The organism is Haladaptatus sp. ZSTT2, from assembly GCF_037081775.1.
Lineage (GTDB): Archaea > Halobacteriota > Halobacteria > Halobacteriales > Halococcaceae > QDMS2.
On the sequence record NZ_JBAMHQ010000001.1, the window covers coordinates 1,177,982 to 1,194,664 of the forward strand.

13 protein-coding genes are annotated in these 16,683 nt (G+C 61.2%); 3 read left to right on the top strand and 10 right to left on the bottom strand.

Features of this window, described 5'->3' with window-relative positions:
* Window positions 1-11: 11 nt before the first annotated feature.
* The gene (gene trmY / locus V5N13_RS06540) at window positions 12-608 is read right to left on the bottom strand and encodes a tRNA (pseudouridine(54)-N(1))-methyltransferase TrmY (RefSeq protein ID WP_336361420.1); all 597 of its coding nucleotides are present in this window, start codon (window positions 606-608) and stop codon (window positions 12-14) included.
* 85 nt (window positions 609-693) lie between these two features.
* Between trmY and V5N13_RS06545 the strand changes: the two genes are divergently transcribed.
* Window positions 694-3,006: a hypothetical protein gene (locus V5N13_RS06545; RefSeq protein ID WP_336360100.1), complete on the top strand. Its 2,313-nt coding sequence runs from the start codon at window positions 694-696 to the stop codon at window positions 3,004-3,006.
* Here the strand turns inward: V5N13_RS06545 and aglM are convergent, their stop codons facing one another.
* A complete protein-coding gene (gene aglM / locus V5N13_RS06550; RefSeq protein ID WP_336360101.1) occupies window positions 3,007-4,299 on the bottom strand; it encodes a UDP-glucose 6-dehydrogenase AglM in 1,293 nt (430 codons plus the stop codon).
* 89 nt (window positions 4,300-4,388) lie between these two features.
* On the opposite strand from aglM, the gene aglF reads away from it, so the two are divergent.
* The gene (gene aglF / locus V5N13_RS06555; RefSeq protein ID WP_336360102.1) at window positions 4,389-5,126 is read left to right on the top strand and encodes a UTP--glucose-1-phosphate uridylyltransferase AglF; all 738 of its coding nucleotides are present in this window, start codon (window positions 4,389-4,391) and stop codon (window positions 5,124-5,126) included.
* 9 nt (window positions 5,127-5,135) lie between these two features.
* Here aglF and V5N13_RS06560 read toward each other — a convergent pair whose 3' ends face one another.
* The 5 genes from V5N13_RS06560 to V5N13_RS06580 all read right to left on the bottom strand — a co-directional run bounded on the left by V5N13_RS06560 (window position 5,136) and on the right by V5N13_RS06580 (window position 12,258).
* Window positions 5,136-5,993 (bottom strand): hypothetical protein, encoded by an 858-nt coding sequence (locus V5N13_RS06560; protein ID WP_336360103.1) that lies wholly within the window; start codon window positions 5,991-5,993, stop codon window positions 5,136-5,138.
* Window positions 5,994-6,186: 193 nt separating this feature from the next.
* A complete protein-coding gene (locus tag V5N13_RS06565) occupies window positions 6,187-8,442 on the bottom strand; it encodes an NADP-dependent malic enzyme (protein ID WP_336360104.1) in 2,256 nt (751 codons plus the stop codon).
* Between the two features lie 24 nt (window positions 8,443-8,466).
* On the bottom strand, window positions 8,467-9,213 hold the full coding sequence (locus V5N13_RS06570) for a hypothetical protein (RefSeq protein ID WP_336360105.1): 747 nt from the start codon (window positions 9,211-9,213) through the stop codon (window positions 8,467-8,469).
* A gap of 136 nt (window positions 9,214-9,349) precedes the next feature.
* Window positions 9,350-10,522: an MFS transporter gene (locus V5N13_RS06575; protein WP_336360106.1), complete on the bottom strand. Its 1,173-nt coding sequence runs from the start codon at window positions 10,520-10,522 to the stop codon at window positions 9,350-9,352.
* A 26-nt stretch (window positions 10,523-10,548) separates the two neighbouring features.
* Window positions 10,549-12,258, bottom strand: coding sequence for a Na+/H+ antiporter (locus V5N13_RS06580; protein ID WP_336360107.1), 1,710 nt, complete (start codon window positions 12,256-12,258; stop codon window positions 10,549-10,551).
* Window positions 12,259-12,898: 640 nt separating this feature from the next.
* Here V5N13_RS06580 and V5N13_RS06585 point away from each other — a divergent pair.
* Window positions 12,899-13,966 carry a PKD domain-containing protein gene (locus V5N13_RS06585; RefSeq protein WP_336360108.1) on the top strand — a complete coding sequence of 356 codons (1,068 nt, stop codon included), beginning with the start codon at window positions 12,899-12,901 and terminating at the stop codon, window positions 13,964-13,966.
* Between the two features lie 33 nt (window positions 13,967-13,999).
* On the opposite strand, the gene V5N13_RS06590 is transcribed toward V5N13_RS06585, so the two are convergent.
* The 3 genes from V5N13_RS06590 to V5N13_RS06600 form a co-directional block, all read right to left on the bottom strand.
* Window positions 14,000-14,299 carry a winged helix-turn-helix domain-containing protein gene (locus tag V5N13_RS06590; protein WP_332897102.1) on the bottom strand — a complete coding sequence of 100 codons (300 nt, stop codon included), beginning with the start codon at window positions 14,297-14,299 and terminating at the stop codon, window positions 14,000-14,002.
* A 329-nt stretch (window positions 14,300-14,628) separates the two neighbouring features.
* The gene (locus tag V5N13_RS06595; RefSeq protein ID WP_336360109.1) at window positions 14,629-15,660 is read right to left on the bottom strand and encodes a glycosyltransferase family 2 protein; all 1,032 of its coding nucleotides are present in this window, start codon (window positions 15,658-15,660) and stop codon (window positions 14,629-14,631) included.
* A 31-nt stretch (window positions 15,661-15,691) separates the two neighbouring features.
* Window positions 15,692-16,636: an NAD-dependent epimerase/dehydratase family protein gene (locus tag V5N13_RS06600; protein ID WP_336360110.1), complete on the bottom strand. Its 945-nt coding sequence runs from the start codon at window positions 16,634-16,636 to the stop codon at window positions 15,692-15,694.
* Window positions 16,637-16,683 lie beyond the last annotated feature (47 nt).

Sequence of the window (16,683 nt, forward strand, 5' to 3'; positions counted from 1 at the left end):
CGTTGCGGACGTTAGTACGTCTCGAACCCTTCGGTGTCGAGGAAATTGTGCGCGACGGTGATGGTGTGGTCTGCATGGAGAATCTCCGGGCCGATGCGAACGCGCAATTCTGCCGCCTCGGAGAGCAAGGCAGCTTCCTCGTCGGTAAAATCGTGGTGGTCGGAGAGGACGAACACCGGGTTGTTGGGCACGTCCACGGAAGCAATCGGGTCGCCGTCTTCGTGGAGTTCGATGACCGTGCCGTCGCGGGCAGCGGTTTCGAGAATCGGCTCGAAGCCACGCCTCGAGAGATACACGCCGGGCGAGGCTTCGGCTTCCATGTGTCCGATGGCGTTTTGCTTTTCTTCTAACGCATTTCGCACGAGGGCGGCCGTTGAGCGTTCGTCCGGGTTGAGGCGACGGAGTTCGCTCCCCTCGAAGCGAATCGTCAGTTCGTCCTGCAAGACGAGGTAGACGCGAACGTCTTTGCGGATGTCGTGGGAGAGGAAGAACGCAGAGTTGACACACCGACAAAGCACGTCCAAGCGGCCCGCACCGCCCGCGAGGTCGTCGAGGGAGAAGTCGGGCGTCGTCGGCGCGTCGTGGCCGAGGATGATGAACTGGCGCATTGGGAACACAAACGGCCCGAACCCGTCATACATCCGTCGAACGCACCCGGCACATTTATTCGAGTTTGTCAGTATCTCCGTGATAATGACCGACGTGCGCGAGGAGACCGCAGCGCTGCTCGAAAAACGGCCCGAGATGGCCGATTCGTTGGAGCAACTGCTCGCAGTCGATGCGCAGCAGGCGACGTGGACGTTTGGCGACATCCCGCTCGACTCCGGTGCGTTCGGCGAGGTCGTCTCCCGCAATATCGTCGAAAAACACGACGGCGGCTACCGCGTGGCAGATCGGAAGGCCGTGAAAGCTGCCCTCAACGGCGAGACCACGACCGAGCGAACCACGCCGGCTGTTTCGTTTTCGCTCCTCGCCTTCGACAGCCGCGCCGCCGCGCTCCTCGCCGGTGCGCTCGTCTTTCTCGGCGCCGTCCGCTCGATATTTGTTACCAGCGTGTTCCGCGACGGCCACGTCGTCCTCGGCGCGAACGACCCCTACTACTACCGCTATTGGGTCGAACAGGTCGTCACGAACACGAACAGCGTATTCGACTTTTCCGGACTCTCTGCGCTCCCCGACGTGGTTGCCAAGGGCGAACCCCTCCTCGTCGCAACCCTCTGGTGGGTTTCTTCGTTGTTCGGCGGCATGGACGCGACCGGCCCCGTCCTCGCGCTGTATCCCGTCGTCGCCGCCGTCATCACGGGCGCGCTCGTCTACCTGCTCGCCACGGAACTCACCGACGACCGGCGCGTTGGCCTCGCAAGCGTGCTTCTGCTCGCGCTCATCCCCGGCCACGCCCTGCGCACCAGTCTCGGGTTTGCAGACCACCACGCCTTCGATTACCCGTGGCTTGCGCTCACGATGCTCGCCGTCGTCATCCTCGCCCGCCATGGCGCGTTGGGCGACCTCAGAACCCGCCCGAAGACGTGGCTCGCAACCCTCGCCCTCGGCGTCGGCGTCGCCGGGCAAACCCTCGCGTGGGAGGCCGGACCGCTGCTCATCGTCCCGATTGGCTTCTACGTCGCCTTCCGCGCACTCTCAGACGTGCGCGCAGGTCAGTCGCCGCTCACATCGAATCTCGCACTCCTTCCAGGACTCGCCCTTGGGGCACTCCTCACCGCCTTTTTCCACGTGAGTTTCGGCTGGCACACGACACAGGTCGCCTCTGCTCCAGCACTCCTCCTCATCGCCGTTTTCGGCGTACTCGCGATTGGCGAGGTGAGCTATCGAGCACAGCTCTCGACTGCGGTGCTCGGCACGCTCGAAGCAGTCGGGGCGATTGTCGGCGTTCTCGCCTTCCGGGCGCTGCTTCCAGAGTACTGGGCGCGCTTGGTTGACCAAATAAACCGGCTCATCTCCCCACAGGACATCGTCGAGACGGAATCGCTGTTCAACGGCGACTCGATGGGCTTTCTGCTCCTGTTCGGCTTCATCCTCGCACTCGCGCTCCCCTACATTGGCTGGGCGACGCTCACGAGCTATCGCAAGCACCAGCCCCAATGGATTGTCGGCGCGGTGTACGCGTGGTACTTCTTCGTGCTCGCGGGCTTCCAGATTCGGTTCGTCGGCGAGATGGCGGCGATGACCGCGGTGTTCGCCGCGCTCGGTTTCGTCCACGTCGCAGAGCGCGTCGAACTCGCCCGCAGGCCAGTTCCGTTTCGAGAATCCGTCTCACAGACGCGCGAATCAATCGAGATTCCGGATGGGCGAGCGATTGCCTCGCTCTGTGTACTCTTTCTCATCATCGCAAGCCTGAGCCTCGTCCAAGTGCCGGTCAAAATGAATCAGGTGACGACCGACGGCGAACTGTTCGAGACCGCACAGGCCATCGACACCTATGCAGAAGAACAGGAAATGGCGTACCCCGAGACCTTCGTGCTCAGTCGATGGGGGAAAAACCGGATGTTCAACTACTTCGTGAGCGGCGAGTCACAGTCCTACGGCTACGCCCAATCGACTTACACGCCGTTCATGCGCGCGAGCAACAGCAGCGACTGGTACGGACGGCTCTCGAATCGCGTCGGCTTCGTCGTGACCGAAGAGTTAGACTATCCACCGGGCACGATGCAAAACCGGCTCCACGACCACTTCGGTAGTGAGAGCCAAGCGGCCCCCGGTGTCGCCCACTACCAAGCGATTTACAGCACCGAAAGCGGCGAGACAAAGGCGTTCAGACTCGTCCCCGGCGCGACGATTACCGGGCAAGCCGCGCCGAATGCCACCATCTCACTTTCGACGCCGGTGACCATCGACGGCGCGTCGTTCGACTACGAACGAACCGTCACAGCGAACGCGAACGGAACCTACCGCGTCACCGTCCCGTATGCGGGCGAGTATTCGATAAATGGTGAGACGGTCAGCGTGAACGAGACGGCCGTCGAAAACGGCGAAACGGTTGCTGCGTAACTACCACGTCAACCCTTCGTAGGTGATGCCCTCGCGCGTGGAAACGATGCGCCGCCCATCGATTACGACTGGCGTTTCCATCGCGTCGAACTCCAAGTCGAGCGCAGCAAACTCGTCCCAGTCGGTGACGACGAGCGCGCCGTGTGCGCCGGCAAGCGCGGCCGCCGCAGAGGAGGCGTACTCAATGTCGGGGAAGCGAGCGCGCATGTTGTCGGTGGCGACGGGGTCGTAGGCGACGACCGTCGCACCGCGGTCGAGCAGGCCTTCGATGGTCGGAATCGCCCGCGACTCGCGGATGTCGTCGGTTCCGGGCTTGAACGCGAGTCCAAGAACGGCCACGCGCTTCCCGCTGACATCGACGTGGTCGTCGAGCAGCGAGAGCATGCGGCCGGGTTGGCGGTCGTTTACGTCCACTGCGGCCTGCAACAGTTGCGGTTCGTAGCCCGTGTCGCGGGCGGCTGCGATGAGTGCGGCCACGTCCTTCGGGAAACACGACCCACCCCAGCCGACGCCACTTCTGAGGAAGTGGGGGCCGATGCGCTCGTCTAACCCAATCGCGTCTGCAACCTCGTAGGCGTCCACGTCGTAGGCCTTACAGATGTTTCCGAGTTCGTTGATGAGGCTGATTTTCGCCGCGAGGAAGGCGTTGTTCGCGTACTTAATCATCTCGGCCTCGCGCAGGCCCGTCTTGACCACCGGCGCGTCGGTTCGGTCGATGAGTGGCTGGTAAAGCGCTTCGAGGAGGTCGTAATCGCGGGCTGCCTCCGCGCCGAAGACGAGCTTGTCCGGGTTCAAGAAATCAGTGACAGCAGAGCCTTCCCGAAGGAACTCCGGATTCATCGCAACGCCGAAGTCCTCGCCCGCGACTTTCCCCGAAGCTTCTTCGAGCAGCGGACGGATGACATCGCCCGTCGTCCCGGGTGTCACGGTACTTTTCACGACGACGAGGTGGTAGTCGTCCTTGTCGGCGAGCGCGTCACCGAGCGAGCGCGTCCCGGCTTTCATAATCGAGAGGTCGATAGAGCCGTCGGGGTTCGACGGCGTGGTGAGCGCGAGAAACGTCACGTCCGTCTCGCGGACGGCGCTGTAGTCGGTCGTTGCTCTGAGCGACGTTCCCGCGTGGGTTTTCACGAGGTCGGCCAGTCCGGGTTCGTGAATGGGCGCGACACCGTCGTTGAGTTTCGAGACGACGGTCTCATCGATGTCGATGGCCGTCACGTCGTGGCCGAGGTCTGCAAAGCACGCGGCGATGGTGGTGCCAACGTACCCGCTCCCCACGATGCTGAGATTCATTACAGATACTTGTCCGTAATCTGTCTTGAGGATTTGGAATAGTCAGTGCAGTGAGAGGGTTTTTACTGTAAGAGAGCACACACGGTGGTATGCAAGCAGTCGTGCTCGCGGCGGGTAAGGGAACCCGACTGCGACCACTCACAGACGATAAGCCGAAAGGGATGGTTGAGGTGGCGGGAAAACCAATCTTGACCCACTGTTTCGAGCAATTGAAGAACCTCGGGGCCACCGAGTTCCACGTCGTCGTCGGCTACAGGAAAGAGGCTATCATCAGCTACTACGGCGACGATTTCGAAGGCATCCCAATCACGTACTCACACCAGCGCGAACAGAACGGCCTCGCCCACGCGCTGTTGACCGTCGAGAAACACATCGACGACGACTTCATGCTCATCCTCGGTGACAACATCTTCAGGGCGAACCTCGGAGATGTCGTAAATCGCCAGCGCGAAGAGCGCGCAGACGCCGCCTTCCTCGTCGAAGAAGTCCCGTGGGAAGAGGCCTCTCGCTACGGTGTCTGTCGGACGAACGCCTACGGCGAGATTATCTCTGTGGTCGAAAAGCCCGCAGATCCGGAGTCGAATCTGGTCATGACCGGCTTTTATACGTTCACGCCGGCGATTTTCCACGCCTGCCATCTCGTCCAGCCGTCGAATCGCGGCGAGTACGAGTTGAGTGAGGCAATCGACTTACTCATCCACTCGGGGCGCACCATTGACGCGATTCGGATGGAAGGCTGGCGCGCGGACATCGGCTATCCAGAGGACAGAGACGCCACCGAGGAACGGATTCTCGAAGAAGAAGGCAAGAAAGCGAAAACAGAGTAAGCGAGTCGATTAGTTTTCTGGCAGGTCAACGATGATGTAGTGGTTCCCAGAGCTGAAGTAGCGGACTTTCGAGTGGACAATCTCCAGCTCCGGATTCTCAGGGGCAGTGTACGTGCCGTCTGGCATCTGGTAAACCGCGAGGGTAAACCAGCTGTGAGGGTCGTGAACTCCTTCGAAGAGTGGGCCACAGTCCTCTTGGACGTAGAAGTTCATGCGAATCGCGGTGTCGTTCACTTCGACGCTTGTGAAGTCAACGCACTCTTGGATGTAGTCGTCTTGCCATCCGGTGTTCTGCACGCCTTCGGTATCACCGGTGACCGTGTTGCCGTAGAGCATGTAGATGACTTGGTCGTTGTCGATGTACGACCAGTCACGGGTTTCGTTGAAGTACTGGTACCCCCGACCCGTCACGAGATAGGCGTGGTAGTGACCCGTCTTCGTGTCCGTGGAGTACGTCGGTTCTTCCGGCGTCGGCGTTGGGGTCGGCGTGGGTTCTGCCGTCGTCGTTGGAGTCTGCGTCGTGGTTACCGGCGTTTCAGTCGTGGTCACTGGCGTCGCAGTGGTCGTCTCTGAATCGTCATCGGACGAGCGACGCGAGCGTTTTCGCTCGGTCGTCGTCACCGGCTCTTCGGTCGTAGTCGGTGTATCGGGCGATGCCGTGTGCTCGGTCGTCGTGGCCGTCGTCGTGGTCACGGGCGGAGTCGTCGTAGGTGCGCTCGTCGTCGGGTCAGGGGTGACAGGATCCTGTGTCACAACGTCATCGAACACGAGGTCCTGGTCGGACGTATCCGGGCCACCAAAGCCCGACAGTCCGACGGTGAAACTCACGATGATGAGGAGCACGAACGCTCCTACAACAATGCTCATTGTTCGAAATGGAGTCGGCATACCTGACTTTCGGGAGTAGAAGATATTGTTACAGACTGGATACACACCCTGACATGACTGTTAGTTGGATGTTACAGTCGTTCCGGAAAGACAGTTTTTCAGAGGTGTTTTCGAGTGACTGCGGCGGGCCAGTTGGTGCCTACCAGCGTGAAACCGCCTCCCGTCTGACTCCTCAGCGGGTGTCTTGTGCATCAACAACCGCGACGGATGCCAGATTGACCACGTCTTTGACCTCGTCGCCGCGCTGGAGGACGTGGACGGGCTTGTCCATCCCAACGAGCATCGGCCCAATCGCCTCTGCGCCGCCGAGGCGCTGGAGGAGTTTGTACGCGATGTTCCCCGCCTCAAGGTTCGGGAACACGAGGATGTTGGCGGGTTTGTCTAAGGCCGCAAACTCGTACGTGCCGTGGAGCATCTCCTCGACGACGGCGGTGTCCGCCTGCATCTCCCCGTCGACGGGGAAGTCAACGGTCGAGTCTGCCCGCAGGAGTTGGGCCGCACGCCGGGGTTTTCGGGTGCCGTCGTTGTCCACCGACCCGAAATCGGAGTACGAAAGCAGTGCCGCGCGTGGTTCGACGTTGAACTTTCGGGCGAGGGTCGCGGTGTGTTTCGTAATCTCTGCGAGCACCTCCTCGGTCGGGTCGAGATTCACCGTCGTATCGACGCAGAAGATGACGCGGTCTTTGAAGGTGAGCATGTACACCCCAGCGGCGTACTCGGCGTTCTCCGCGGTTCCGACAACCTGTAGAGGCGGGCGCAGGGCCGAGGGATAGTGGTGGGTGAGGCCAGTGAGCATCGCGTCTGCATCGCCCATTTCGACCATCACGCTGCTCAGATAATCGCCGTCTGTGATGCGTTCTGCTGCCTCACGACGGGTGACGCCTTTGCGCCGCCTGAGTTCGTACAGCCGGTCTGCGTAGGCGTCGAGCGAGTCGCCGTCGGGGTCGACGATTTCGACTTCGTAGTCGAGGCCGAGTTCGGCCATGCGCGCCCAGATTTGTCGCCGGTTCCCAATCAAGATGGGCTCTGCGATGCCCTGTTCGTTGAGCTGGGCGGCAGCGCGAATCACCTTGTCGTCGTCGCCTTCCGCGAACACGACCCGTTTCGGGTCGTTCTGGGCTTTGTTAAGGACGACGCGCATCATCTCACGGGATTTGCCGAGGCGCGCTTCGAGCCGTTCGCGGTAGGCATCGAGGTCGATGTGGTGGCGGGCGACGCCGCTTTCCATCGCCGCCTCAGCGACGGCCGACGACACGTCGAACAGCACGCGCGAGTCGAGTGGTTTCGGGATGATGTAGTCAGGGCCGAACTGGAGCGGGTCGTCGCCGTAGGCCTTGACGACCGCGTCTGGGACGTCCTCTTTGGCGAGGGCGGCGAGGGCTTCTGCAGCGGCGACTTTCATCGCTTCGTTGATTTCGGTGGCGCGTACGTCGAGTGCGCCGCGGAAGATAAAGGGGAAGCCGAGGACGTTGTTCACCTGATTCGGGTAGTCAGAGCGCCCCGTCGCCATAATCACGTGGTCGTCGCGGGCGGCTTTCGCCTCGTCGTAGGTGATTTCGGGGTCGGGGTTCGCCATGGCGAAGATGACCGGGTCTGCAGCCATCGACTGAACCATCTCTTGGCTCACGATACCGCCGACAGAGAGGCCGACGAACACGTCTGCACCGTCAATGGCGTTTTCAAGGCCGCCTTCAGGCAGGTCTTTTGCGAACGGTTCGTTGTGCGGGTTCAACTCGCCCGCCTCGGCGCGCTGCTCGGTGAGGATGCCGCCGATATCGACCATCGTGATGTTCTCGCGCTTCGCCCCGAGCGAGACGTAGAACTTTGCCGTCGCGGTGGCCGCCGCACCCGCGCCCGAGAAGACGATGTTCACGTCTGCGATGTCCTTTGCTGCGATTTCGAGGGCATTGAGCAGGGCGGCCCCGGAGATGATGGCGGTGCCGTGTTGGTCGTCGTGGAACACGGGAATCGACATGCGCTCGCGGAGTTTCTCCTCGATTTCGAAGCACTCGGGAGCCTTGATGTCCTCTAAATTAATTCCGCCAAAGGTAGGTTCCATCATGGCGACCGACTCTATCATCTTCGCCGGGTCGTCGGTATCGAGTTCCACGTCGAAGACGTCGATGTCGGCAAAGCGTTTGAACAGCACCCCTTTTCCTTCCATCACGGGTTTCGAGGCTTGTGCGCCGATGTCGCCGAGACCGAGGACAGCAGACCCATTTGAGACAACGCCAACGAGGTTGCCTTTCGCGGTGTAGGCGTAGGCGTCGTTTTCGTCGTCGGCGATTGCGAGACACGGTGCGGCCACACCCGGAGAATATGCTAGGCTCAGGTCGCGCTGGGTGTTCGTTGGTTTCGTCGTCGAAATTTCGAGTTTGCCGGGTGGGTCGGTCCGATGATATTCAAGTGCGTCCTCGTCGAGTCCCATACTTCATGTGGGACGGGCAAGCACCTATAAGATGTTTGTCAGCGAGACGTTTCGTGCAGGGGTGACATCCCACAGCGTAAGAGAGAACAGAATGCCACCGTCATCGCCATCCTCTCGGTTCTCATGGGCTTGCTCTTGGGCGTCGTGTTCGTCTTGGATCTGACTGTGTTCTGTCTCGCGGTCTTCGTGGTGCTGGATGTCTGCTTGGTGGGCGTCGTAATCCCCGAACTCTTCGAGATGCTGTTTGAACTCAAGGCGGTGGTCTCTGAACTTCTCGCGGTGGTCGAGATACGCCTTTTTGTGTTCCTCGTAGGCTTTCTCGTGTTTCTTCCACTCGCCCTCTGAGGCGTTCGTTTGCACCAGATACTCGTGTTCCTGTTTCAGTTGCTCGTGGCGGTCTACGAGTTCGTCGTGTTCTGCGTCGAGTTCCGCACGCACTTTCTCGAACTCCTCGTGTTCCTTTCGGGCGTCTTCGTCTATCTCAGTCGTGGTCGCCGCGGTGGTCGTCGTGTCGAACGGGTCGTCCGTGGTGGTTGCGGTGGTCGTCGTGGTCGTGCTCGTCGGCGTTGCGGTAGTGGTTACCGCCGTCGTGGTCGCTGCCGTGGTCGTCTCGTTCGAGACAGGCGTGTCAACCGGTGCGGACGGGCCGAGCGAGGCGAGGACGACGGTGGCCGTCGCACCGAACAGGGCCGCACCCAACAGCATGAGCATGAGGTTTGCTTTGCCTCGCTTGCCGGTCACGAGGGGCGTTACAGTCGAGAGGCCGCGCATAGTCGGGGCTAGTTCCCTGACCACCATTATTACGCGGCGGATAAGCGAGTCAGTAGATTGACCTGTGTGAACCGTCCCGTCTGCGTCGTGACTGGTCTATTTTCGAGTGGCGAAGCCGGTTTCGGCGCGATTCTTACTAGAGGCCGAGATTGAACAGTCGGTTCGTGAGAACGCCACCCATGCCAAGCGCCATCACGCCCGCGAGAAGCGCGAACGCAACCGACCACCCAGCCACGTCAGAGAGGGTGCCAACGACGACGCTTCCGAGTGCACCAAGGAGCACGTAGACTGTCCGCATGAAGCCAAAGCCCGCGCCTTTCTCTGCGCTGGTGAGCGCGTCCATCAACCGCGCTTGGAGGGGTGCCCCCCAACTCATCGAAAGGCCAACACAGACGATGGCCCCGCCGAGGGTGAGCCACGAATCACCGACGACGAGGAGGGTATAGCCCACCACGCCAGCCCCCATACACACCGCGACGGCGAGGTCGCGGGGGATGCGGTCTGAGAGGCTTCCCATGAGCGGCTGGGAGACGCCCTGTACCACGAAGTACGCGGAGAACACGAGTCCGGCCGTCGTCCGAGAGGTTCCCTGGTACTGCTCGAAAAAGGCAGAGAGAAACGACGCCGTTGCCTGCCACGCGAATGCGCCGAGCACCGCGAGTGCCACCATGAACGCGATGTCCGGGCGGGCGAGCAACGAGAGTAAGGGTCCCGGAGAGAGTCGTTTCAGAATCGAGGCGTCGGGCTGTGACGGCGGAGTTGGGTGCACCCGCCACGCGAACACGAGAAACACCGGGAGCGCGACGACGGCACCGAGACCGAGGGCGTACCGCCAGCCGTAGACCGAGCCGACGTAGGCGGCCACGACGGGGGCAAGGAGGCCGGCAACGGGCGCGCCGACCCCGTGAACGCCGATTGCGCGGCCGATACTGTCGAATTGCTTCGTTAGGAGCATCGTTGCGGGGCTGTAGTGGAGGCCCGCACCCGCTCCGAGCACAATGGCGAACACGACGAATGTGAGAAACGAGGGTGCAGCGGCGAGCAAGAGGCTCGCGGCGGCCGTGAGACCAACGGCCGTGAGAATGATGCGGCGTTCGCCGTAGCGGTCTGCGACGATGCCACTCGGGAACTGCGAGAGGGCGTAGGCCATCCACATCCCCGTGAGTGCCGCGCCAACAGCGCTGTTTGTCACGTCGAAATGGGCCGTAATCGCCGGAACGACGGGGCTGATGACGAGACGCGCCACCATCGTGCCGAAAAAGGCGAGTGTACAGAGAAAGAGGACCGAGCGGCGATAGGGCCAGCGCATCTACCGGGAATCAGTGATGGCGCGGTTTACCCGTTCGGTTCGCGGTCAGATTCGTTTTCGGTCGGTGCGTCCACATCGAGGCCGAACTCGGCTGCCTTTGCCCGCCAGAACTCCTCATAGCCTTCCACGTCGGGTGAGGCGGTCACGGTGCTCTCCCCCGCGTTCACGCGGCTGAGTTTGAGGTCGACTTCTTCGAGCAGTTTCTCACCCACGTCGTCGCTGAGTGTGCCAGTGCGCATCGCGTCCATGATGGCGCTTTTCTCGCGTTTGAGCACCTGTCGCTCCCCGATGAGCAGCTCCTCGCGATGGATTTGGGGGTGTGAGGTGAGCAGCGAGGAGATGGCCCGGTTCAGGTCGTCTTTCTCGGCTTCGTACTCGGTGGTGAACTGCTCGTACACGTCGGGGGGAATGGCACCCGTCCGGCGGAGTTCCTCTGCGGCTTCGAGGGCGTTGTCCACTGCGCGGGCGCGCCCGACGAGCAGTTCGTACAGTTCCTCTTCGTCAGACCGGGTGACGATATCGAGTGCGTCGAGCAGGCGCTCCATCGAGAGGCCTTGAACGACGAGGCTGAACGCCGCGACGCCGAACACCATCGCACGCAGTTCCTCGCGGAAGGGAATCGACGGCGGCAGTCCGAGGACGAGCGCAATCGGAATCGAGGCGTGAAGCCCGCCCCACACAGCGACGTGCTGATACGAGCGGGGGACTGTGACGTCGAGTCGCAGGTTCGTAAGCGAGAGCAGCGGGTAGACGGTGAGCGCGCGGACGACGACGACGAGCACGATGGCGACGACGATGAGCGGGAGGTGGGTCACCAGTTGGATGACGGGCGTCTTCGCGCCGATGAGCAGGAAGATGAGCGTGTTCACGAGGAACGCCGCCGTCTCCCAGGTGTTGAAGACGGCAATCTTCGTCTGCGGGCTCATCGCGTACTCCGCGCCGCGATTGCCGATGAACAGGCCTGCGGCGACGGTGGCGATGACCCCACTCACGTGCAGGTAGTGCTCTGCAAGCAGGAACGAGCCGTAGGCGAGGATGAGCGTGAGGACGATTTCGGTCATGTGTTCGTCGAGGTTCGCCATTACGCGGAAGACCGCGTAGCCCGCCGCGAGGCCCACGGCGAGTCCGCCAAGACTGGCGATGGCGATGTCTACCCCGACGGTAGCGAGTTTTTCGGGCGTGAACAGCGCAGCCGGGTCGGTGCCGGTCTCGACGATGATGGCGAGCAGCGCAGAGAAGACGACGACGCCGACCCCGTCGTTAAGCAGGCTCTCGCCTTCGACGAGGATGGAGAGTCGCCGGGGGGCACCGAGTTCTTCGAACAGTGCGAGCACCGAGACGGGGTCGGTCGGGAGGATGGTCGCCGCAAAGAGCAGAGCGATGAGCAGCGGGAATCCGAAGGCGAACTGGCCCGCAAAACCGAGGATGAGCACGGAGATGATGAGGCCGGGAACGGCGAGGACGAGAATCGGGACGATGTTCGCACGAAATCGCGCAAGGTCAGTCGTCGCGGCCCCTTCGAACAGCAGGGGTGGGAGGAGAACGAGCAGAATCATGTCGTGAGAGAGTTCGAGACCAATCTCGACGCCGAGGATGGAGACGGCGAGTCCGGCGAGCAGGAGCGCAATGGTGTAGGGAAAACGCCCCACCTTCGCAACGAACACGCCCACGCCGGCCGCGAGAATGAACACGGCAAGCAGTGAGAGGAGGCTGGCTTCGATTCCGGCAGCAGTCATTGCCGGGTCTTCTCGCGTCAGCGTGTTAACTTGGGTGGCCCCGGTGAAGGGCCGACGGCGCGCGCGCCAGGATTTTATTCAACCACATCATGACGTAATAGATCTATGTCCTGATTGGTTATCGTGGCGCAAGTGAGGGTGGCCGTTGCGCGAGACCGGTCGTGTTACTCACAGAGACTGCCAGCGTGACAGACCAGTCTATGCAGCTGAACTATTGGCATCCGGTGTGGGGCCACACGCACGACCGCAGAGGCAGGCAGCGGTGAGACGCGGCCGGGAAACCGAGCTTTCACCGTGTTTGTCCCCTCCGACACCCTCGGCCGCTGGACACACGCACAGAGTAGCGGCAAATCGCGTGTGAGCGCATGGTGTCCGAAGCCACAGAAATCCAAACCGAAGAGGTTGTGAAAGCTACAGAATCGCTAGAGATACCAACCAAAAAATAAATAGAACTATTCGATTTTATTCACGCATTTTTGGCCAAACGTTCCGAAAATACTCCTGTCAGCCACATTTATTTGATATTGAGATACAAAATGTTGTGGACATTCACATTAGTGTGAGTATAATAAACACCTACTCGGACGAAGCAACCGATGGAATGTCAGATACGAACTATCCTCGAAGAGCAGTTCTTGCGATGGCTGGGGTTGCGCTTGGTGGCGCGAGCCTCATCCGGGCAACTGGAAGTGCGAATGCAGCTACTCGTGAATCATTTTTACTCCTCGAAGGCACCGAACACGAGACGGAAGTGTTCGTCACCCAAGGTGAAGCAGACGGCCCGACCGTCCTCGTGATTGGTGGCATCCACGGGAACGAAACGGCAGGCTACGAAGCAGCAGCCGAAATTGCTGAGTGGGACATCGAGTCTGGAACGCTTGTGACGATTCCCCGCGCGAACGAGGTCGCAATCAGCAACGACTCGCGAATCGGTGACGGCGGCGACCTGAACCGACAGTTCCCGACCGGCGAAGAGCCAACGACAGCCCTCGCACGCGCGATCTGGAGCGTCGTTGAAGAGTACGAACCAGGCACGGTTCTCGACCTCCACGAGTCACAGGAAATCTACGACGGCAGCGACTTAGACGGCGTGGGACAGACCGTGTTCCACTCAGACGGCGAGACGGCCACGCGTGACGCAGAAGACGCCGTCAACTTCGTGAACAACAACTACATCGACGACAGCACGTACAACTTCAAACTCGGCGGTTTCTCCAGCCCCGATACCGACCCGAGCGGCTTGTTCGTCCACAAAGCCGCACGCGATGCCGGTGCGGACTCCTTCCTCGTCGAAACCCTCTCTACGGACATCGCTCTCGACACTCGAATTGAGTGGCACAGCGTGATTACCCGCCGCGTGACCGGCGAAGAACTGTTCGCAGGCGACGAATCCACCCCGACGCCGACACCCGAACCGGAGCCGAAACCAGAACCCCCAACGGCGAAAATTACGACTGATCCAGCGAACGCAACCGACGTGACCCTCGAAGAGGACACGACCGTCCAACTCGATGCCTCCGGCTCTGAAGCCGGAAGCAGTGAAATCGTCAAATTCGCGTGGGACCTCACCGGTGACGGCGCGACCGACGCGACGGGCGCACAGACGAGCCTGACGCTCGGTGAGTGTCAAAAGTACCCCATCGTGCTCACCGCGACCGACGCCGAAGGGATGACTGATACGACCGAGATTACACTCTCGACGCTCTAAACGCCTCGGTGGGTGTTTTCGTGCGCGGTGGGACTACGCCAGTCCCTTTGAGTCAATAACGTCCCAGAGCTTCTCGCCGTCTTCGGTGATGCCGTAGACGCGTCCCTTTCGTTGTTGCTCTGAAACGAGCAACTCGACGAGCGAGCGGCGACGAAGCTGCCCAAGCGCCCGCGAGATGTGTGAAATCGCGTTGTCAGAGTCACTGGCGAGTCGAGACGGTGTTGAGGGGCCGTCTGCGAGTTGTGCGAGAACGATAACCCGGTACTGTGAGCTGATTATGTAGCTGACTTCGTCCCAGTCATCTACCGATTGTGTCTCCTGCGTCCAGCTCATTGGTTGAAATCGGAACGGCCATCGCACTGCGCCGCACGTCGGCGTGGCTCCGGTGCGCAGGTACGCCAGCTACGTCTCCGCGGGTACTCACGAGCGCCAGACGAGGACGCCCTCAGCGGCGCTGCTACGTGTATAAGTCGGTCACTTCCCAGTTCGCGTGCCATTACGTGGGGTAAGCCACCGAAAATTACATAAATCTTCCGTCCGCAAATATTACAGATTTTGTGAATGTCTTTCGTGATTGAGCGTGAAAGTTCGATATAACCGACAACGAGCGCCCAACACGACCGATTTCTGGAGAGTCAAAACAGTCAGGAAAGTCACCCATTCTATGGTGTTTGTGACCGCGACGCAGGGGGCGCGTCAACACGCCCGTCTTCGACTGGCAACAGGGCCGTATCGAGGTGGTCGTTCGCGCGCTTGTCGAGAAGCATGCCAAGGGCCGTGAACGTCGAGATGAGGACGAGGCCGCCGAGGGCTTGGAACGGCCGCGAGATGCCAGTCGTGCCAAGGACAATCGAGACCAGCGCGAACAGGCCAACCACGACGGCGAGCGTGTAGCAGCCAACGACCGAGAACTCACCGTTGTTCAGGTACCGAACGCGGAGCCGCCAGAGGAAGTTGCGAAACAGCATCTTAGAGACGTTTGGAATGTACGTCGAGTAGCGGATATGGCTCACCTCGTCGCCGTAGATGGCGGGCATCGGCACGTCCACGACGCGGAGTTTGTAGACGTTGAGCCGGACGAGCAGGTCGTTGCAGTAGCCGTAGAACTCGTACATGTTCTCGATGTCCACCGTCTCAAGGGCGGTGAGCGAGATGGCCGTGTAGCCGCTCTGTGGGTCGCCAATGCCCCAGTACCCGCTGGCGATGCGCGTGAGATAGGTGAGGATGACGTTCCCAATGTAGCGGAACCTCGGCATCGACTGGCGGTGATCTGCCCGCAGGAGCCGATTGGTTTTGACGTACTCCGCGTCGCCTTCGGCAATCGGGTCGATGACGAGCGTCAGCAGCTCTGGGTCCATTTGCCCGTCGCCGCCGAGGACGGTGACGATGTCGACCTTGTCGTCTCGCGCCCGGAGATAGCCCGTCTTGATGGCCCCCCCGACACCCCGATTCTGTCCGTGTTGGATGGCGATGACACGTTCTGCGTTCGACCCCCCATCGGTCATCGGCTGGGCGAGCGGCGTCCGGCTCGCAGAGACCGCGGCCTGAATTTCCGCCCACGTGTTGTCCGTAGAGCCGTCATCAATGACGTAGATGTGGTCGACGAACGCTGGCACTGATTCGATAACTTTCCCCACAAACCCCTGTTCGTTGTACGCCGGTATGACGACGCCAACTGATTTTCCTTTATACATCTGTAGTTCTCCGCTGTGTGCGTGTGTTCCCCTACTCCGCGAGCTGTTCGCGCTGGTTCGTTGCGACGAGACGTCGCAGTCCGTCGTCGAGTGCGACCTGCGGGTCGTATCCGAGGTGGTCGCGAGCCCGCGAGATGTCGGCACAACTGTGCTGAATGTCGCCCGTTCGTGCGTCGGTAAACTGAATCTCCGCCCGCAGGCCGGTCGCCTCACGAATCAGCGTCGCGAGGTCGAGAATCGAGAGCGCCACGCCCGTCCCAACGTTGAACGCCTCGCCCGTGTGGTCGGTGGTCGCCGCGAGCAGGTTTGCCTGCACCACATCATCGACGTGGACGAAATCACGAGTCTGCGAGCCATCGCCGTGGACGACGAGTGGCTTGCCGTTGGTGGCGCGGTCGACAAACGTACTGATGACGCCGCTGTAATCTCCCGCAGTCTGGCGCGGGCCGTAGACGTTGAAGTAGCGTAGCGCAACCGTGTCCAACCCGTAGAGCCGGTTGTAGGCGCGGGCGTAGTGGTCGCCTGCGAGCTTGTCGATGCCGTACGGTGAGTCGGGCGCGGTGGGCGCGTCTTCGGTGATAGGCACCGTTTCGGGTGCGCCGTAGATGGCCGCACTCGATGCCGTCACGACGCGAGCGTCGTTCTCGCGGGCCGCTTCGAGGACGGCGACGGTGGCGTTCGCGTTCACGAGATTGCTGAAGTACGGCGCTTCGACCGAGCCTTTGACGCTCACGAAGCCCGCCTCGTGGAACACGAGGTCAACGCCCGCCATCGCCGCGGTGAGCGCGCTTGCATCGCAGACGTCGCCCTCGATGACCGTGATGTTCGTGGGTAGATTTGCGCGGCGTCCCGTCGAGAAATCGTCTAAGACGCGAACCGTGTTCGACGGTGCAAGCGCGTCCACGAGGTGGCTCCCGATGAACCCAGCGCCCCCCGTCACGAGGACGGTCTGACCAGAAATCGGTGAGTCACGCATTGTGGCCCCCCGACGAAGTGTAGGCCACCACGACTCGCTGTGGAGCG